Origin of the sequence: Pseudoalteromonas sp. NJ631 (genome assembly GCF_000276645.1) — a bacterium.
GTDB classification, from domain to species: domain Bacteria; phylum Pseudomonadota; class Gammaproteobacteria; order Enterobacterales; family Alteromonadaceae; genus Pseudoalteromonas; species Pseudoalteromonas piscicida.
In genome coordinates, this window is sequence record NZ_AKXJ01000019.1 from 68,191 (window position 1) to 86,604 (window position 18,414).

Sequence of the window (18,414 nt, forward strand, 5' to 3'; positions counted from 1 at the left end):
AAAATTATATGGAACTACAGACAAAAAAGGACTTGCTAGGCTTTATCTACAACCGAGCTTATGACTTGGATCATAAAGATCTGCAGGTTTTATTACGAGACAATATTTTCAAATACCAAAGTGGTCTTAATATGGCCGAGTTGGGTAAGCTATCTTATAAAAGAAGTGAATTTATACACTCTAAGATTGAATCTCCTCTAGAGGTACTGGCAAATCCCTCTAGGCTATTTGCCCTTGCTGAGTGGGCAGGTTTGCTTGATGTATCTTGTTTCTCAATCATCATGGTTCACTATAACCTAACTATGGGCACATTTTATGACCATGCATTACATAACCAAGCGACCGCTGCAGAATTAGAAGAATTAAATAACCTAAAATCTTTCGGGCCTTATATGGCCACTGAACTAGGGTATGGAAATAATGTTGCCGCATTAAAAACGGAAGCAATCTATGACCATGATGAAAAGTGCTTCTTTCTGAATACACCTGACTGCCTGGCACAAAAATACATGTCTTACAGCGGCTTTTCAGACATACCTAAAATAGCCGTTGTAATGGCAAGACTAAAAATTAAAGAGAAAGACCATGGTGTGTTTCCCTTTGTTGTTCGTCTTTGCGATGAAAACGGGTTACGTGACGGTATTCAGGCGATACCTTGCCCAGAAAAACCAGTGCAGGGTCTGGACAATGGCCTCACTTCGTTCCACAACCTGAGAGTTGAGCGAGATCACGCTTTAATGGGTGAGATCGCAGCTATCTCAGAAGATGGAGAATTTGTAGCCAATATTAAGAATGTACGAGCAAGATTTTTAAAATCTATGTCGCGCATCATGCCCGGTCGCCTTTGTGTTTCGAGTGCTGCGCTTGGAGCTGGCAAAGCGAGCTGTTACATTGCCTTGAAATTTGCTCAATATCGTTTATCTAATGCGCCAGGTGCTAGCGATACTGCAATTATACATTTCCGACCATTCCAGCGAGCGTTGTTTGTTAACTTGAGTAAAGTGTATGCGATGTCTGCATTAACAAACGATGGCAAGACTAAATTCCTCGATGGCGATGGCAAAGTAGATAACGACTTAACAACTCAAATTAATATCACTAAAGCCATTGTAACCTGGGAAATGGCTGATGTTGTCTCAAACTGCCGAGAACGAGTTGGCGCTCAGGGGATATTCTCTATAAATAAAATCACTGAATATATTTCCTTGCTGCAAGGCCTAGTAACGGCTGAAGGTGATAACCAAGTCCTAATTGCCACTGCGGCTGGGCAACTTGTCAATCAGTCTCCTGCGGCTCTTATCCATACAGGTGATGAGTGCCTGAGTGAACTGTCTGTAGAGAATATCATTACACTGTTAAACGCGAGAGAAAGCCACTTACATAAGAGCATCTCAGAGAATAAGATAAACTCAGCAGGTAGTTTCTTTGATGAGTGGAATGACAACGCAAATGATTCTATTAAGTTAGCCCGTCTGAGAGGCCATCGATTAGCGCTGCAAGCTCAGGCGAAATGGCAATGTGAGTCTTCTGTAGCCCAATCACATTTGGAAACTTTAGGTCGCTTGTTTGGGTTATCACTTCTAAAAGAAGATTCAGCCTGGTATTGCAGTTGTGATCTAGTCGAGCGCGATCTGATTCATGGCTTGGACAGGGAAATCGACAGGCTTTGCCTGCTCCTCGAGCCTCATATCAACACACTCATTGACGCGTTTGGCTATGACGAAGCACTTTTTGATGCTCCCATTTGCTTCCCTGATTATGGCGAACAGTTTACGGCTAGATCCGAATGCATGAATAGCGAAGGAAAGCGTTATGAATAAGCACTTATATAAATGCCCCGTGAGATGGTCTGATATGGATGTCTATGGTGTAGTAAATAATGTATCAATCATGCGTTTGCTCGAAGAGGCTAGAGTTGATTTTATTTGGGGGATTTCAAAAAAAAATGGCGATGCATTTTTCGATCAAGGCTCGGTAGTTGTGTCCCATTCTGTTAGATATCATGCTCCATTGGTTCACAAGCATGAGCCCGTGAACATTACAATGTGGGTAAGTGACATATCCGCAGCAACAGTAACCATTGCATATACCGTGCATGATGGCGATCGGCTTTGCACTTCAGCTGAAACAACTATGGCACCTTATTGCTATAAAAAGTCACGGCCCCGGTCTTTAAGTGCAGCAGAAAGTGCATTTTTCGAGACCTACCTTCATCAGGAAAGTGGTGTTACTTTATGAAATTAGCAACCATTTTAAGCAAGGGTAGTCGCTACCCTTGCTTAGTTGACTGCAATGGTGATTTAAGAGATGTGTCGAGCATTATCGGTTCTTGGTATGATACAGCGCTGTCACTTAGCGCACTCAACACCTTAATTTCCGATGTTAACTTAACCTTATTACCTAAGTTTAATAACCAGGAAGTTCAGTTTCTAGCGCCAATACAGCCAAAACAGATCATTTCTATAGGGCTAAATTATAGAAAGCATGCTCAGGTAGCGGGCCTTTCTTTACCAAAGGAGCCCATTATTTCTTGCAAATCAATTGGCTCTGTATGTGGGCCGACAGACCCAGTGTTAATCCCTACGCACGCCAACCACGTCGACTGGGAAGTTGAACTCGGCGTTGTCATCGGCGAAACCTGCCAATTATTGGAGTCAGAGCAACAAGCACACAACTCGATATTAGGGTACTGTGTCGCCAATGACTTCTCAGATAGACATTGGCTACTTGAACGTGAAGGTGAATGGGTAAAAGGCAAATCTTTTCAAAGTTTTTGTCCTCTAGGACCATACGTTGTGACTGCTGATTCCTTCTCTTACCCTCTGGACCTAACGTTAACTTGTTACGTTAATGGGGTCTTGAGACAAAATGGAAGTACGACAGACATGGTCTTTACACCTGCCTTTTTAGTGCATTATGTCAGCCAGTTTATGACCTTGTACCCAGGTGATGTAATACTGACGGGAAGCCCTGATGGTATATCCCTCGGAAATGACAACATACCCTACCTCAAGCCCGGAGACCGCGTTACAACACACATCAGTCAGCTAGGTTATCAAGAGCAACTTTGTCAACGTTACCCACAAAGTGAGGACATTCTAAATGAAGAATACACCATCTGACTTTGGTCTGACGATGACGCCCCATATGGTCACAATAGATTGGCATGAAGCTAACGGCTGGGGCGATATTCATCTTCAGAAATATCATGACCTGTCTCTGGCGCCACATTCTCAGTGCTTTCATTATGCTCAAGGTGTATTTGAAGGGTTAAAAGCATTTAGGCAAGCAAACAACGATGCGGCATTGTTTAGAGCTTATGATCATGCTCGTCGCTTTCAATCTTCATGTGAGCGCTTAGCCATCCCTGTGTTAGGTGAAGATGTGTTTGTTGATGCGTTGCTTACGCTGCTTAAAGCAGATCTTCAATACCTTCCTGATATAAGGGAGGGTACGCTCTATTTCAGGCCTTTCATAATCGCAACTGAGCCTTCATTAGGCTTCTATGGTCGAGCTAAAAGCTTCAAGTTTATTGTTATCGCGTGTCCTATGAGCAACTATTTTAGCTCAACCAACGCCATTAACATTATGGTTGAGTCCAATTACAGTCGTTCAGCTAAAGGTGGAACTGGTGCTGTTAAAGCGATTGGTAATTATGCCGGAACCATCCTCTCTCAGCAGCAGGCCAAAGAACAGAACTATCACCAAGTTCTGTGGTTAGATGCCAACCACAACAAGTATATAGAGGAGTTAAGCTCCTCAAATATTTTCTTTGTTTATAAAGACAAAGTTATAACACCTCGCCTAAGTGGCTCGATTCTACCGGGGATTACCAGAGATACCACCATCAGTCTTATACAGCAAAATAACTTTACCGTTGAAGAGTCAAGCATTGAGCTGCAACAACTTATTAATGATTGGTATAACGGCGATCTGTTAGAGGTATTTGTTACAGGTACCACCGCGGGTATCACCTCAGTTAAAAAAATTGATTATTTACAGCACAGCCTTAATTTTGAACAGTATTTGACCGCGCAAACACTCGCTCAGAAGTTATCAGATATTCAAATATCAAAAACACAAAATAATCAATCATGGCTAACCAATCTGAATTGTCATAAAAAATAAAACAATTAATTTCAAGGAATTAGATATGCATAACAACATTGAAAAAAAAGCGGCTTTCGTATCGGGAGGCGCCAGAGGTATAGGACGAGAAATCGTTCGTCACCTTATCGCACATAATTATAATGTCACATTCACCTATCGAAATAACCGCGAAGCCGCAGAGTCACTAATTCAAGAATGTGATGGTTCTGTGCTCGGTGTACTTAGTAATGCAGCAGATAAAGATAGCATTTGTCTGGCAATTGAGAAGCACATTACGCAATTTGGAAGATTAGATTATTTGATAAACAATGCGGGGATAAACAGAGATAAGGCTTTTAAATCCCTATCTTACGAAGACTGGCAACAAGTTATAGATACTAACCTATCAGGTACCTTTTTACACTGCCAGCAGGCAATCAAATACCTTATAGAAACACAAGGAAGCATTATTAACATTGCGTCTGTATCTGGCTTAATAGGCGTAGCAGGCCAGGCAAATTATGCTGCTAGTAAAGCTGGTATATTGGGTCTCACTCGTTCACTTGCCAAAGAGTATGCAAGCAGAGGTGTTAATGTTAATGCTCTAGCCCCTGGTTTTATCGTAACGGATATGACAGATAAACTGCACGAGCGAGTAAAGGAGCAAGTACTGGACTCGATCCCGATGAAGCGATTTGGCAGTGCAAAAGATATTGCAGAAATTGTCACTTTCTTAGGCTCAAACTCTTGTAACTATATGACAGGGCAAGTTATTCCTGTTGACGGTGGACTTTCAGTTTAAAAAGGAAAGATGATGGTAAGTCAAAATGCATTAACGGTATTTGAAGCACTAAAAAATCTTGGTGTCGACTGTTCAATGGACGAGGATCAATGCGTCAAGCATGGACAAGATCAGTCACCTATTTCTACCGTGATTTCTCCTGATATAGTCGTGTACCCGAAGCATACTCAGCATGTGATGGATATTGTATCTATCGCTAATCAAATGAAAATGCCGATTGTACCTTTCGGAGCTGGTACCTCTGTTGAGGGTCATGTGCTACCAATTCATGGGGGGATTGCCATGAATATGACACATATGAACCAGATTCTCGAAATTTCTCCTGAGTCTCTTACAGCAAAAGTGCAACCAGGCGTTACCAGAAAGCAGCTTGATCAGGCACTTGCTGCATATAATTTATGTTTTCCAATTGGTCCAGGAGTGAATGCGACGCTAGGTGGGATGTGCTCAACTGGTGCCAGTGGTACCAATGCTGTTAAGTATGGAACTATGAAAGAAAACGTACTCGGGCTTGAAGTTATTACAAGCGAAGGAAAGCTTGCTAAAACAGGCACCAAAGCGAGAAAAACAAGTGCAGGTTATGACTTGACTAGATTGATGATCGGCAGTGAGGGAACATTGGGTGTATTCACCGAAATTACTTTGAAGCTTTACCCGGTACCAGAGCAAATATCAGTGGCCATTTGTTCTTTTGAAAGTATCTCTGACGCAGTCAACTCTGTTATTAGTATAATTCAGAATAGTATTCCTATTGCGCGAGTAGAGCTGATGGATGGCCATACTGTTTCTTTAGTGAATGACTATAGCCAACTTGAACTATCTGAAATTCCAAAGTTAATCTTGGAGTTTCATGGATCGTCGCAGTATATCAGTGAACAAGTTGAGAGAGTAAATTCAATCGTATCTCAGTTTGGTGGTTCCGAGTTTAATTGGGCAACAGAAAAAGAAGAAAGAAACAAACTATGGCAGGCAAGACACGATACCTATTATGCCGCTATCGCCTCAAAAGAGAACGCTCGTTCGATTAGCACTGATACATGTGTTCCAATAGATAAATTGGCCGATTGCTTACTTGAATCGATTAATGAGGTTAACGACTCAGGTCTCCCTTATTTCCTTGTGGGGCATGTTGGAGATGGTAACTTTCATTTCGGATACTTGATTGACCCAGATATTGAAGCAGAGAGGCAAACTGCTGAAGCATTAAATTCCAGACTCATCGAACGTGCGATTAAGTTTGAAGGGACTTGTACAGGTGAGCATGGTGTTGGAATGAGAAAAATGCACTATCTGGAACAGGAATTGGGGTCCGAGTCCATTAGCCTTATGCAAAAAATTAAACAAGCGCTAGACCCTAATAATATCCTCAACCCGGGAAAAGTGGTGCTGCTGAATTCAGTACAGGAAGACATAGAAGGTTAAGTATGCACACATTAATAAGTACACCATTTGATGAATTACACCTAGGTAAAAAGGTCACTTTATATAAAAAAGTTACTGAATCTGATGTCGAACTGTTTGCACAAGTATCTGGCGATTGTAACCCGCTTCATCTTGATGAAGTGTTCGCTCAACAAAGCGTTTTTAAAACTAGAGTTGCTCATGGCATGCTAAGTGGCGCGTTGATAAGTGCCGCGCTAGCGATGGCAATGCCCGGACCTGGGAGTATTTATCTTGGTCAGGATCTAGCATTTTTGGGCGCGGTAAAGATTGATGAAGTTATACGTATAGAGCTTACAGTGCGAGAGAAAATAGGGATCAACAAAGTTCGTATCGAAACTAACATTTTCAATAGTGACAACAGGAAAGTGGTTGCAGGAAATGCTCAGTCTTATGTCAGTTCAGATCAACACTCTATTGAAGTGAAAGCCTTTCCATTTTCTTATATTGGTATAGTCTAATAGAAATGTCTTAAACGCAGGTTCAATAACACTGAAAAAGGAGTGAATTAGAATGCAAAAACAGGAAGGTTTTAGAGGAAACCTCGAAATGATTGCTTCAATGACCATTGCAGGGACCATAGGCTGGTTCGTTGTGATGTCAGAACAATCACCGGAAACGGCAGTTTTCTGGCGTTGTTTATTTGGGGCCACTTTCATGCTTTTAGTTTGTTTGTATAAGGGCATTTTTAAACAAGTTAAACTCAATAAACCGTCACTCATATTACTAACAGTTGGCGGTGTGGCTTTATCACTCAACTGGCTGTTTTTATTCAAATCCTTTTCGCTATCATCCATTGCAATTGCTACGATTACTTATCATATTGAACCGTTTATACTTGTCTTGCTTGGCGCTATCTTTTTTAAAGAGCATATTTCTACGGACAAAGTGTTGTGGCTAATATGTGCTTTCTTAGGAACCATATTTATTATTGTGGGAAAACAAGAAGGAGGGGCGGCGTTCACTGATAAAGACACTTACTTACAAGGTGTATTTTATGCGGTAATAGCCGCGTCCTTCTATGCAATTGCGGCTATCACGGCCAAAAAGCTGAAGCATATCCCACCTCATATTATTGTGGCATTTCAACTTTTTATTGGTATTTTTGTGCTTCTTCCATTTACTCCTTTGGGAGATATTTCTGCCATTTCAGCTGTATCTTGGTCTTTTTTAGTTACGATAGGGATTATTCATACCGGGCTGATGTGTTTACTATTATATAGTGCCATTCAGAAAATACCGACCGCTTTGGTGGGAGCGTTGTCTTTCATCTATCCGGTCGTTGCGGTTATCGTTGACTGGGCGGCATTCGATACACGCTTGACGTTACTACAATTCGCTGGTGCCAGTGCAATTTTGATAGGGGCGGCTGGTGTCAATCTAAACTGGCGGATCACAAAGAAAAAGTTAAAAGAAAATCGGAATGAGCTTGTAACTCCCCCAAAAAATGAAACAGTTCATAAGTAGAATTTTCCATTAACTAAAATAGGAAAATTTACGATGAGAAAAAGCAAGTTCACCGAAACCCAAATTGTCAGCATGATCAAAGAAGCTGAGGCGGGTATTCCTGTGCCTGAAATCTGCCGTAAACATAGTATCGGCCAAAGTACATTTTACAAATGGCGCTCAAAGTATGGTGGTATGGAAGCGTCTGATGTTAAACGCCTCAAAGAGCTTGAAGAAGAAAACCGTAAGCTAAAAGATATGTTTGCAACGCTTAGCCTAAAGCACTCGATGCTTGAGGATATCATCGCAAAAAAGCTGTAAAAACAAGCAGGCGCAGAGCTTGGGTAGAGCATTTAAGAGCTCAATTTAACGTCAGCGTCGCATTTGTTTGTGAAGTGGCAGGGCTAAGCCGCTCAGTTTTTTATTACAAACATAAACGGCCGTTAGATGATGAAGTTATCGACGCATTACTTGCGCTGGTAGAGCGCCATCCTAGGTGGGAGTTGCCTAAGCTATTCAAAAGGCTTCGTAATAAAGGTAAGCCGTGGAATAAAAAGCGTGTTGAACGCGTTTACAGCATGCTAAAACTAAACTTGAGACGTAAAGGAAAGCGCCGTGTTCCAACAAGAACACCTGAACCATTAAGTGCACCGACACAACATAATGAATCGTGGTCAATGGACTTTATGAGTGACGCATTAAGCTATGGACATCGTTTTAGAACACTGAATGTGCTGGATGATTTCAACCGACAAGCACTGGCGATTGAGGTCGATACAAGCTTAACTTCTGAACGAGTTATTAGAACGCTACAACAAATTATTGCTTGGCGAGGAAAACCAAAGCAGATTAGAGTGGATAATGGTCCAGAATTTACTTCAACGGTACTCGAAGATTGGGCAATGAAAAAGGACATCAAGTTGGAACTTATAGAGCCTGGCAGTCCTTACCAAAATGGTTTTGTGGAAAGGTTTAACCGAAGTTATCGTGAAGAAGTGCTCGATTTATACTTGTTTGAGTCACTGCAAGAAGTACGTGAAGTCACTGATGAGTGGTTAGATATTTATAATTATGAGCGACCTCATGATTCACTTGGCGATATGACACCAATTGGTTATCTTGAGGCTGCATAAAATTCTACGAAATAGCTGTACTAAATTGGGTGGAGTTACAAGAGCTTGTCTTGATTTTTGCACCGAAGCGAGATGTATCTATCATCGTGGATGATATTGGGATAACTAGTTCTATATAGCCCATCAGCTTTCTTTTAAAGAAGCTAGTCATTATAGCGCATTAGGAAAGTTAGTTTGCCTTAAGGTGAGGCATAAAATCGTTCTTAGCGGCGGCTATTGGCAATGGGTCGACATTCGGTTCTAGATTGTTTTTGTCCCAATACAAGTTGAGTGAGCATCTGTTATCGCAATTGGGTTTAAGATATGGAGTTGTTGTTGGACGGCTGAGTTTGGCACTTACATTTGCTTAAGCCCTAACAATCAAGCTTGACAGATAAAGTTAAGGCTTATGCATCTTAAGACTGTTCACCTTCAAAAGAAAGATGAAGAATTCGGATCAAGCCAAGGCTTGATCCGGTTTTTGCTTAGTGTTGTGGCTGTGGTGGGAAGTTAGCCAGCAACTCTGAAATGGTTTTGTTAATTGACGCTGTTCTTTGGTCTGGTGATTGGTTGCTACGTAAGCGACCTTCTTTTGCACCGCGCCAAACTAGCTGGTTAGACGCTTTGTCTATCATATCGAGTACAAGCGTGCCTACTTCATATTCACGTGTTGTGGTCTGTGTTTGCCAACCAATACCCCAGTAGTTCCAACGCGCACCATACGTGGTGTGAAGCGAGTCAGATTCAATTTTTGTATCAACTGAAGCGTGATAGTTAACCAGTAAGTCAGCCGATTGCGGATCGGTGAGGGTGAAACCTTGTTTGCTCATTTCGTTTTGAATTGCACTGCGGATCCGCTTTTCCATTAAGTCATTGACTTGGTATTCACGACCATTATTTTTTAGGTCCGCTTCAGGTGACCAAGCATAGGTTTTGTAGTTAGCGAATTGTACAGACTTATCATAATCCCAATCAGGGGTTTTGGCGCAGGCCGCTAACATCAGCACCAAAGTGGCGATAACAATATTCTTAAACATGTGTCTTTACTCCTTAGTCGGATGTTTGCTCTACCTTAACGTGTTAAGGCGTTAAATGGTAGAGACAAGCATCCTTTAATAATTGTGTCTAAGACATTAACTTGGGATTAATGTTCCACTTCTATCCAGTCTTTTTCATCCACCCAGTTTTGGCTACCTTGTGCAACACTACGGATCGGCACCAAGTAGTCACAGCTGATCTGTGGTTTCACCGATGCAAAAATTGGCACAAACCCAAAGCTTAGTGCGGTTTCGATAATAGCCTTTTGGTTTTGTGGGTCGATATCCGCGGCTTCATCGATGTAAATTGGGATACGATACATTGCTTGCTCTTGATCAGATAGCAGATAGCGAATAAATAGCATGCCACATAAAAGCTTGATGGTGATCCGCGTACCGTTTGAACCGGCCGAGTCAATTTTATCAAAGTGCTCAGTGTCACCTGCGCGGTTGACCACTTCAAAGCGAATATCAAAGAGATCGGTTAACGTCAATCCCGCTTTGTCACTTGCTAGTTTGATGATGTGATCTTTCGCCTCATTAACAGATTTCTCTGAGCTAGGCTGCTCGCTGAGTAGGTCTAAACTTTCGCCTTTTTCATATAAATCTGAAGTGCTAATAATGGTATCTATGCTGTCAACTAGCATCTTACGAGGGATGACATTGATTTTGAATGCCTGCAAGTTAGAGATACGATGCTGGCTTATGCCTTTGTTAAAGCTGTTCATCTCTCGGCGTAAGCGGTCTAAGTCTTGACGCAGTCCTTTAATGGTTGCGGCCACTTCAGTGAGCGCCACTCGTGCTTGTTTATCGACGGCATCTCGTTCGTTATCTAAGTTATGATACGCGCTGATCAGCTTTTGGTACTTAATAGTAACGTCTGACTCGTTTTCAAACTTAGTGATCCCAGCATTATAGATATGCAAGTAGGTATTACGCACATTAACGTCTAAGTTTCTTAGCTCATTACAATCTTTATTAAACTGGTGGATCACTTCCGAGAGGTTATCAAAATCTAGGTTAATTTCGATTTCGTACGGTGCCAGCTTACCTGAGTATAGTTCTAGTGTGTGGTCTATACGTTCTGACTTCACTTGCTTTAGGCGGTCGGCTTGGCGCACCAACAAGTCTTGCTTGCTTTTAATGATAGAGCGGCGGTCTGAAATCGAACCAGCATTACGTTGAATATCATGTAAATATTCATCAACTTGCTCTCGTTCCATCTCTAGTTGCTCTTTTAGTGCTTGTTGAGCATCAACAGATTGCAACATAGTTTGATATTGCTCAAAGCGTTTCATGGCCGCTTCTGTTGCCATTAGTTCATCATAAAGCGCATCACGCTTTTTTTGCTTTTCAGCGACGTTAGCTGCTACTTCACGCTGCTGCTTTAAGTCGCTAAGTGATTGTTGTAGTGACTCCAGCTGTGCTTGCAGTTGGGCTTTGTTCTCACCGCTTTGCATTTGCACGGGACTTAGTTTTTTCAACTTAACGGTAGCGCCTGGTACTTTAAGCTCACCACCTTGAACTGACTTAGATAACGACTCCAAAAATGCGCCAAAGGTATCTTCGTCGGTGATATCAATTTCACCTTGAGAAGTGGTTGAAAACGATAACAAATCTGGATTCAAGATCCGTGAGATCTCTTCCACTTCTTTTAAAGAAAGATCTTCACGCATACGAGTAAACAGGTTGAACTCAAGGTTCTTGAGTTGCAGTTTTAAACTCTTAATCTGCTTTTGTGTTTCGTTGATGCGAAAATCAAGGGTATGGAGACTTTGCCCCTGTGCACTATTAATAGAGAAGGAAAGTTGCTCATATTCCTTTTTCAATAGCGTTAAATTGGTTTTTAGCGTTGCATGATTAGTCAGTTCAAATTCACGTTTTAACGCGTGGAAATCAGTAAACCATTGCTCGATTTGGGTTTGCTTACGCTCGATATCGCGAGACTGTTGGACGTACAGCTGCTGCTTAGACTCAAATTCGCGCTTTTCGGCTTCTATGTCTTCTAGCTGTGTTGCTAATTCCGCAATTTGCTCGTTGTGATAGTTATCATATTCAACCAAAGCTAAATCGAGTTTCGGGGCGTAAGCCGCTAATTTACCTTTTAATACTGCCTCATTTTCAAGCATTTTCTCAAGGGCTGAAATTGGCTCTTGCATCGATTCCAGCGCATTCAGCTCACGGCGCGCACGGTTTACCTTATCAAAAGCGCGACGCCAGACTTCATAAAAGTCGACTTTCGAGTTCGACATATGGCGTTCGAACACCTTGAGCATAAAGCGCTTTACGTCTTGCGCGCCGAGTTTATGCAGATTCAGAATACGGCGGAATATTTCTTTGTATACAGGCGCATCTTGGACATTATTCAGTGGGATCATCTTCAGGTTGATATCACCATCAAATGGTGTTGCGCCGCCTGTGAGTAGGGCATTAAGCTCTTGTGCTTTTAGCTCTACAGGTTTGAGTTGCTTTTCCTGTAAGTGATTAAATAGCTTAGTGTACTTGATGATACTTTTACCTTGGGTGTAATCATCAAGATTCAGTTTGCCTTGATAGCAAAAAAACTGGTGTGCGTAACCGGCGATTTTACCCAGTCCTGCAACGCCAATGACCACATCGCCGTGGGGGAGGTTGGCTTCAAGCAAAATATAGGATTGATCAGAAGAGAAGTAGAACTTACGCGTTTCTTCTAAATCGTGACCATCCCATTCAGTCAGTCTTAAATCGTTGATAAGTGGAAATTGCAGCGCATTGATCACCGAGCTTTTACCAGTGTTATTTGGAGCGCAGATAGACGCGCTTTTATCCAGAGGAATGACACACTTAGCGTATCCGGCGGTGTTTAATAATGCTAGTTTACTTAAGCCGTACAACTGCTCGCTCATAGCTCGTCCTCAATATCATATTGTTCTTCGTTTACTTCCATTAGCGCGTCAATGTAGCGATAAATCGGTGCAAGTAGCATAAAGCCTTGCTCAACCTCTCGGGCTAGACCCAGTCTCACCATACGTAAAAACACGTCTTTTCTGAGATCTGAGCCCGAAAAAATCTCTAGCTGGTCAAAAAGATGCTTATTGAGCTGCACTATGGTTTGCATTAGCTCTAGATCGCAGCTTTCATCAAATAGTACGCGAAGCGGATCTTTACCTTGGTTGGCATAGTGTTCAATCAAAATATAAATGGTTAGGGCAATCGCACGGGAAATTTTCCCCATATTTGGCGTGCTTTCATCGCTTGCCAAATAATAAAAGCCACGGGCATCGTGCTGTAAATCATGGCCTAAGGCTGAAAATAGTGCTTGATAGCTATCAATTTGCTGATCTAATTCTTGCCAAAGGGTAGTGTCTTGCTCACTGATATGATACCCGCTCACCAATTTTTTATTAATGGCTTGGAGTTCATTGAGCATGTCTAAGTTAATTGTCGTCATAATGCTAATCTTGTTTTGCTTTGGCACTAAATGGATATAAAGAGAAGGTATGCGATGCGATAGTGATCTTACTCTTTTGTTGTTCTTGGCTAAGTGCCAAGTCAGATTCGTTGATCAGCTTTTGATAAAGAAACAGCATTTCGTCTGCTTCAAGATCTGGGTAGCTATCGCTTAAAAAGCCCAATAGTGCCTGGCGCTTTTTACCGGTTTGTTGAAATCTCGTTTTTACCGAGTTGTAATCTGGAATGTTAGGACTTTGATAAGCTGGCACATCGTCGTGATCGGGCAGCTGATATTCTTCATGCTCAAACTCAACAAGACTTGCCATATAAGCGACCATGTGACGCTTTTGTCCGAGGTTAAAACGTTGAATGTCTGACACAAATTCTGGTTGAACTGGTGAGAGTAAGCGGTCAACGCCGCGCTTTCTAATTTGTCCAAGGACTTTGGAGGCTTGGCGTGTAATGAGTGTATTACGGCGTAGCTCTTCTCTTAACGGCATTAGGAGATCGGCACTGCGGCTTAAACTTTCTCTACCAATGAGGTGCATATCTAAAATGCGTGTTCTGAGTTGCTCCAACATGCGTTTGTCTGCAGCGCCACGACCTAATTGTTCAATCTCGTCAATTTGTTCACTGACCTGAAGCTCTATTTGATCAAAGCAGCGTTGGAAAGGGCCATGAATATCGACCATTTCCAGCATCGGTTCGATATATTCGTCAAAAGCTTCCAATACGGCTTTATATCTCATGCCAAGAGAAAGCGTTGAGGTGTCAGATTTGGCTTGTTCAACCAAGTTCATGATAGCGCTTTCGTTATGTTCGAACAGCTTAACAATTTTACGAACGCGTTCGTCCATAATGCGGCTAAAACGGCGTAGCTCAGAGTAGTCAGCCTCTTCACCAGCTTGTGCGATGCGATTACCTAATCTTTCTAAGTCTTTTACCAGCACCGTGATCTCTGCTGCTAAACCAAGGCTCTCTTCTTGTAAAAGAAAGCTGGCGAAGTCAGCGATTGCACGGTTGATTTCTAACTGTGAAGATTTAGCTAAAGGGATAATAATTTCTTGTTGGAGTAATCGATTGGTTTCTTTATAAATTCGTTCACTCGACCAGCTAGGGTTTTTCTGTTTTAGGATGTTTTGTACATCTTTTAGACTGAAATCTGCGAGCTTAAATCGTTTAAAAAGTAGCTCGAGTACGCTCCAGTGTTCATTTATCGTATTTAATAATTTTTTTGCTGGGATCATAACTTTCCAGTGTGTAGTAGTTAAGTTACATCACTACTTCATCAATTTGTCACAAAATGTTTATCGTACGTAGCATGGGGACTGTGATGGTGCTAGAATCCGCCGCGAAAACGAACCCACCCCTTGTTACATTTAATTACAGGTTGTTTACGCATTATGGTCACGCCCATTATTCTAACCCTGATCGCCATCGCTTTTATACTCATCGTTATAGAAGATATTATTCACGTAAACAAGGCCAAAACAACGCTTTTTTTTGGTACTTTATGTTGGATTATCGCCTTTATCTCTCCAATTCATGGTCAAAGCCCAGAAATTGTACAAATTGAGCTAGACCATAACATTTTGGAAATCGCGACACTTTGGCTGTTCTTAATGGCTGCAATGACATTTGTTGCCTACTTGAACTCAAAAGGGTTTATCCAAAATATTGTTCACCGGATCATGCCAACCCATATTAGCGAACGCAAGCTAATGTTTTTGGTCGGTGCGTTTGCATTCGTATTTTCGTCAATATCGGATAACATCACTGCGACGCTTATTTCATTAGCTGTAGTCATGTCTTTGAAATTAGACCCGAAAAAGCTAATTAGATATGCGACGTTAATCATCTTTAGTGTTAACTCCGGTGGGGTATCATTGATCACCGGTGATGTAACCACCTTGATGATATTTCTAGCCGATAAAGTGACTATCCCTGATCTGCTTTTACTAATCGCTCCCTCTATTTTTAGCGTATTTATCTTAGCTGCGATGCTGTCAATCGGCATGAATGATAAGATCACCTTTGAAAAGGCTGAATTACGCAGAATTGAAAAGACCGATATCACGATTGCGCTCATCTTCTTATCAACCATTTTTGCCACGTTATTCTTAAGCGTGCAATACCATGTACCGCCGATGTTAACCTTCTTATTTGGCTTGTCTTTGATGTTCTTAATGGCGCAATTCTTGATGCGCAAGAAGGACGTAAATAAGAAAATCATCGACTATATCCGTGAAATTGAATACGACACTTTATTGTTCTTTGTGGGTGTGCTGTTATTAGTTGGTGCGTTGAAAGAAGTCGGTGTATTGTCTAAGTTTACCGATTTATATCTGCATCTTGCGCCGGAATACGCAAACTACTTGGTCGGTTTAATGAGTGCGGCGGTAGATAACGTGCCTTTGACGGCTGCGCTATTAAAAGCAGACATTACGATGACTCCAGCGCAATGGCTAACCTTTACTTATGCGACTGGCGTTGGTGGCTCTATGCTCATTATTGGCTCTGCAGCGGGGATCATTGCAATGAGTAAGGTTAAAGCTTTAACCTTCTCAAGCTATCTTAAAATGAGTATCTACCTGCTTATCGCATATACCATTGGATATAGTGGCGCGTATTTCGCGGGTCAGCTTATTTAAGACCAATGGATTTAATTTTTTACCGCTTTGGGATAAGTTTTTCATAAATAACTTGACACCTAGACGGCTAAAAGATAATTTTCTCACATCGCCCGCATTTATTGCGGGCTTTTATTTTGCTTTTATTCAGATTAACAAAGGCAAAATAAACAGAAGAGGCGCGATGCTTAGGTAGTTAGTGTGAGGTGACGAGACCAATGACCACTAGTGAGGGAAGTATTCGCCGAGGAGAAAAGTTGCTCGTCGCAACGATTCTTCGGTTTACGAGGCTGAATCCTCGGAACTGTCACCGTATTGGTGGAGAGCTTCTGGCAAAGGTCATTTCAAGCGTTCGTCTTTCTAGAAATCCCATGCCGAGTTCTCCTTATAAAATTTGACTGTGCCAACAGTCGAGAGGAGAGAAAATGAATTCGCAGTATGTTGTAGCCAAATTTGGCGGTACCAGTGTCGCTGACTTTGAAGCTATGTCTCGTTGTGCTCACATTGTTCGTGACAACCCAAATGTTCGAGTGGTCGTTGTTAGTGCATGTGCTGGCGTAACCAATCACCTTGTAACGCTAACCCAACAAAAGGAAGATGAAGCCGGGCGCAAAGCAGTTGTTGCAGCGGTTGAAAACATACAGCAAGCGATTATCGATCAAGTGTCTTTGGATGCTGACCTTGCTGAGGGTTACAAGCAAACTTTCAGTGAATTTGAAAGCCTTGCGAGTTTACCTGCACTTAGCAGACAGCAATGCGATGAAATGCTGAGCTTTGGCGAACGTTTTTCTTCTTATTTGTTTACCCAAATACTACGTAATAACCAGGTTCAGGCGTCGCGCTTTGATGTACGTAAAGTGCTTAAAACAGATAATCAATTTGGTAAAGCGAATCCAAATGTCGCAGCTACGCGTGAAGCTGCGCAAACTAATTTGGTCGCGCTACTTGGCGACACAGTACAGGTGACACAAGGGTTTATTGGTAGTGACCAATACGGCCAGACGACTACGCTTGGTCGTGGTGGTTCTGACTATAGTGCTGCATTGTTAGCTGAGGCAATTGACGCGTCAAGTGTGCATATTTGGACCGATGTCGTTGGTATTTTCAGTACCGATCCGCGTTTGTGTGTAAAGGCTAGACCAATTCCTCGTTTGAGTTTTGATGAAGCGGCAGAAATGGCGACATTTGGTGCTAAGGTGCTACATCCCGCAACTATATTGCCAGCGAGTCGTAAAGGTATTTCAGTATTTGTTGGTTCAAGTCGTGATCCGCAAGCGGGTGGCACTTGGATTGAAAAAGAGAAAACGGCGCAAGCAGGCATTCGTGCAGTGACACAACGCAAAAACCAAATACTATTGACGCTAAAGAGCCCTGAAATGCTCCTTGCTAGCGGCTTTTTGGCTCGTATCTTCACCATTTTAAGTAATTACAATATATCGGTTGACTTGGTAACGACTTCGGAAATTAGTGTCGCGCTCACACTAGACAATGCGCCGAATGCTTCTCGACCAGAGTTAGAACAAGCTTGTTTGGATGAACTTGGCGAGTTTTGTCATGTGACCGTTGAAAATAATCTTACTTTGGTGGCCATGATAGGTTCTGAGATCCAGTTGAAGAAGTGCCAACTTAACCTGATGGATGTGTTGTCAGAGTTTAATATTCGACTAATTTGCCATGGTGCGAGCAAGCACAATCTGTGCTTTTTAGTTGAGCAACAGGAGTCAGATCAGGTGGTGCAGTCAATTCATGCCAAATTACTAGAGGTTGCTTAAGTAAATTTATTGTAATTAGTCAACTAATAAAAAAGTTGCATTATTGAATAATGGGTGGCACTTTGTTTATAACGGTTAGGGTCTGCTGACCTTCAAGTTTGTTTTTCCCTAGGAGTGCCATCATGAATTATAAAGACGTCTACGAATTCTGGTTTGTTGAATGCACTGAATCAGACTGGTGGAAGAAGTCTGCGGACTTTGATCGCATTATAAAAAATCGCTTCGGTATTTTGCACCAAATGGCGTACCAAGGTGAGCTTTCGAGTTGGAGAGCAACACCACTTGGCGCGCTGTGCGAAATCATTATATTAGATCAGTTTTCACGCAATATATTCAGAGACACTCCAGAGGCGTTTGCCTGTGATCCTTTGGCGCTAAGCCTCACCCAACACGCTATCGAAAAAGGCTATCACCGCCAGCTCAATGATACTGAATTGATGTTTTTATACCTACCCATGATGCATAGCGAAAGTCGCATCATCCACCGTGCCGCTGACCATTATTTTCGCGACCTGCCTAATTATGATTTTGAAGTCGCGCATAAAAAAATTATCGATAGATTTGGCCGTTATCCCCATCGAAACGAAATACTCAATCGCGATTCAACAGAAGAGGAAATGGACTTTCTAGAGACGCCCAACTCGAGTTTCTGAG

The 18,414-nt window shown here is 42.0% G+C and carries 16 protein-coding genes and 1 riboswitch; of the genes, 12 read left to right on the forward strand and 4 right to left on the reverse strand.

Going from position 1 to position 18,414, the window contains the following annotated elements; all coding sequences use genetic code 11:
* Nucleotides 1-8 precede the first annotated feature (8 nt).
* From A587_RS24260 to A587_RS0121725, 9 genes are all read left to right on the forward strand, one after another.
* A complete protein-coding gene (locus A587_RS24260) occupies nt 9-1,820 on the forward strand; it encodes an acyl-CoA dehydrogenase family protein (protein ID WP_017219261.1) in 1,812 nt (603 codons plus the stop codon).
* Nucleotides 1,813-2,238, forward strand: coding sequence for an acyl-CoA thioesterase (locus A587_RS0121685; protein WP_017219262.1), 426 nt, complete (start codon nt 1,813-1,815; stop codon nt 2,236-2,238). Before A587_RS24260 ends, A587_RS0121685 begins: the two co-directional genes overlap by 8 nt.
* A complete protein-coding gene (locus tag A587_RS24265; protein WP_017219263.1) occupies nt 2,235-3,122 on the forward strand; it encodes a fumarylacetoacetate hydrolase family protein in 888 nt (295 codons plus the stop codon). The genes A587_RS0121685 and A587_RS24265 overlap by 4 nt, the downstream gene beginning before the upstream one ends.
* The gene (locus tag A587_RS24270; RefSeq protein WP_017219264.1) at nt 3,103-4,128 is read left to right on the forward strand and encodes a branched-chain amino acid aminotransferase; all 1,026 of its coding nucleotides are present in this window, start codon (nt 3,103-3,105) and stop codon (nt 4,126-4,128) included. Before A587_RS24265 ends, A587_RS24270 begins: the two co-directional genes overlap by 20 nt.
* Nucleotides 4,129-4,153: 25 nt before the next feature.
* Nucleotides 4,154-4,891 (forward strand): 3-oxoacyl-ACP reductase FabG, encoded by a 738-nt coding sequence (gene fabG / locus A587_RS0121700; RefSeq protein WP_017219265.1) that lies wholly within the window; start codon nt 4,154-4,156, stop codon nt 4,889-4,891.
* Nucleotides 4,892-4,900: 9 nt separating this feature from the next.
* Complete coding sequence (locus tag A587_RS0121705) at nt 4,901-6,313, forward strand: FAD-binding oxidoreductase (RefSeq protein WP_026001087.1); 1,413 nt, start codon at nt 4,901-4,903, stop codon at nt 6,311-6,313.
* Between the two features lie 2 nt (nt 6,314-6,315).
* Nucleotides 6,316-6,792 (forward strand): MaoC family dehydratase, encoded by a 477-nt coding sequence (locus A587_RS0121710; RefSeq protein WP_017219267.1) that lies wholly within the window; start codon nt 6,316-6,318, stop codon nt 6,790-6,792.
* Between the two features lie 52 nt (nt 6,793-6,844).
* Nucleotides 6,845-7,798, forward strand: coding sequence for a DMT family transporter (locus A587_RS0121715; protein ID WP_017219268.1), 954 nt, complete (start codon nt 6,845-6,847; stop codon nt 7,796-7,798).
* A gap of 33 nt (nt 7,799-7,831) precedes the next feature.
* Nucleotides 7,832-8,910, forward strand: a protein-coding gene (locus A587_RS0121725) for an IS3 family transposase (RefSeq protein WP_086009257.1) whose coding sequence is annotated in 2 segments (ribosomal slippage) — nt 7,832-8,084 and nt 8,084-8,910 — 1,080 coding nt in all. Because the reading frame shifts where the segments join, the coding sequence is not laid out codon by codon here.
* A gap of 464 nt (nt 8,911-9,374) precedes the next feature.
* On the opposite strand, the gene A587_RS0121730 is transcribed toward A587_RS0121725, so the two are convergent.
* The 4 genes from A587_RS0121730 to A587_RS0121745 form a co-directional block, all read right to left on the reverse strand.
* A complete protein-coding gene (locus A587_RS0121730; protein WP_010371911.1) occupies nt 9,375-9,926 on the reverse strand; it encodes a DUF4136 domain-containing protein in 552 nt (183 codons plus the stop codon).
* Nucleotides 9,927-10,033: 107 nt separating this feature from the next.
* The gene (locus A587_RS0121735; protein WP_017219271.1) at nt 10,034-12,811 is read right to left on the reverse strand and encodes an ATPase; all 2,778 of its coding nucleotides are present in this window, start codon (nt 12,809-12,811) and stop codon (nt 10,034-10,036) included.
* The gene (locus A587_RS0121740; protein ID WP_010371906.1) at nt 12,808-13,356 is read right to left on the reverse strand and encodes a condensin complex protein MksE; all 549 of its coding nucleotides are present in this window, start codon (nt 13,354-13,356) and stop codon (nt 12,808-12,810) included. The genes A587_RS0121735 and A587_RS0121740 overlap by 4 nt, the downstream gene beginning before the upstream one ends.
* 4 nt (nt 13,357-13,360) lie before the next feature.
* Complete coding sequence (locus A587_RS0121745) at nt 13,361-14,605, reverse strand: hypothetical protein (protein WP_017219272.1); 1,245 nt, start codon at nt 14,603-14,605, stop codon at nt 13,361-13,363.
* Nucleotides 14,606-14,761: 156 nt separating this feature from the next.
* Between A587_RS0121745 and nhaD the strand changes: the two genes are divergently transcribed.
* The 3 genes from nhaD (at nt 14,762) to A587_RS0121760 (ending at nt 18,413) form a co-directional block, all read left to right on the forward strand.
* Nucleotides 14,762-16,009, forward strand: a complete 1,248-nt coding sequence (gene nhaD, locus A587_RS0121750; protein ID WP_010371900.1) for a sodium:proton antiporter NhaD — start codon at nt 14,762-14,764, stop codon at nt 16,007-16,009.
* 145 nt (nt 16,010-16,154) lie between these two features.
* A riboswitch (Lysine riboswitch) is annotated at nt 16,155-16,325 on the forward strand.
* Nucleotides 16,326-16,413: 88 nt separating this feature from the next.
* Nucleotides 16,414-17,760, forward strand: coding sequence for a lysine-sensitive aspartokinase 3 (gene lysC / locus A587_RS0121755; protein WP_017219273.1), 1,347 nt, complete (start codon nt 16,414-16,416; stop codon nt 17,758-17,760).
* Nucleotides 17,761-17,882: 122 nt separating this feature from the next.
* On the forward strand, nt 17,883-18,413 hold the full coding sequence (locus tag A587_RS0121760) for a DUF924 family protein (RefSeq protein WP_017219274.1): 531 nt from the start codon (nt 17,883-17,885) through the stop codon (nt 18,411-18,413).
* Nucleotide 18,414 lies beyond the last annotated feature (1 nt).

What these genes read in the sequence shown, in the direction of transcription:
- A587_RS24260 (WP_017219261.1), top strand. Translation starts at nt 9, where the DNA reads ATGGAACTACAGACAAAAAAGGACTTGCTAGGCTTTATCTACAACCGA.
- A587_RS0121685 (WP_017219262.1), top strand. Translation starts at nt 1,813, where the DNA reads ATGAATAAGCACTTATATAAATGCCCCGTGAGATGGTCTGATATGGAT.
- A587_RS24265 (WP_017219263.1), top strand. Translation starts at nt 2,235, where the DNA reads ATGAAATTAGCAACCATTTTAAGCAAGGGTAGTCGCTACCCTTGCTTA.
- A587_RS24270 (WP_017219264.1), top strand. Translation starts at nt 3,103, where the DNA reads ATGAAGAATACACCATCTGACTTTGGTCTGACGATGACGCCCCATATG.
- fabG (WP_017219265.1), top strand. Translation starts at nt 4,154, where the DNA reads ATGCATAACAACATTGAAAAAAAAGCGGCTTTCGTATCGGGAGGCGCC.
- A587_RS0121705 (WP_026001087.1), top strand. Translation starts at nt 4,901, where the DNA reads ATGATGGTAAGTCAAAATGCATTAACGGTATTTGAAGCACTAAAAAAT.
- A587_RS0121710 (WP_017219267.1), top strand. Translation starts at nt 6,316, where the DNA reads ATGCACACATTAATAAGTACACCATTTGATGAATTACACCTAGGTAAA.
- A587_RS0121715 (WP_017219268.1), top strand. Translation starts at nt 6,845, where the DNA reads ATGCAAAAACAGGAAGGTTTTAGAGGAAACCTCGAAATGATTGCTTCA.
- A587_RS0121730 (WP_010371911.1), bottom strand. Translation starts at nt 9,926, where the DNA reads ATGTTTAAGAATATTGTTATCGCCACTTTGGTGCTGATGTTAGCGGCC.
- A587_RS0121735 (WP_017219271.1), bottom strand. Translation starts at nt 12,811, where the DNA reads ATGAGCGAGCAGTTGTACGGCTTAAGTAAACTAGCATTATTAAACACC.
- A587_RS0121740 (WP_010371906.1), bottom strand. Translation starts at nt 13,356, where the DNA reads ATGACGACAATTAACTTAGACATGCTCAATGAACTCCAAGCCATTAAT.
- A587_RS0121745 (WP_017219272.1), bottom strand. Translation starts at nt 14,605, where the DNA reads ATGATCCCAGCAAAAAAATTATTAAATACGATAAATGAACACTGGAGC.
- nhaD (WP_010371900.1), top strand. Translation starts at nt 14,762, where the DNA reads ATGGTCACGCCCATTATTCTAACCCTGATCGCCATCGCTTTTATACTC.
- lysC (WP_017219273.1), top strand. Translation starts at nt 16,414, where the DNA reads ATGAATTCGCAGTATGTTGTAGCCAAATTTGGCGGTACCAGTGTCGCT.
- A587_RS0121760 (WP_017219274.1), top strand. Translation starts at nt 17,883, where the DNA reads ATGAATTATAAAGACGTCTACGAATTCTGGTTTGTTGAATGCACTGAA.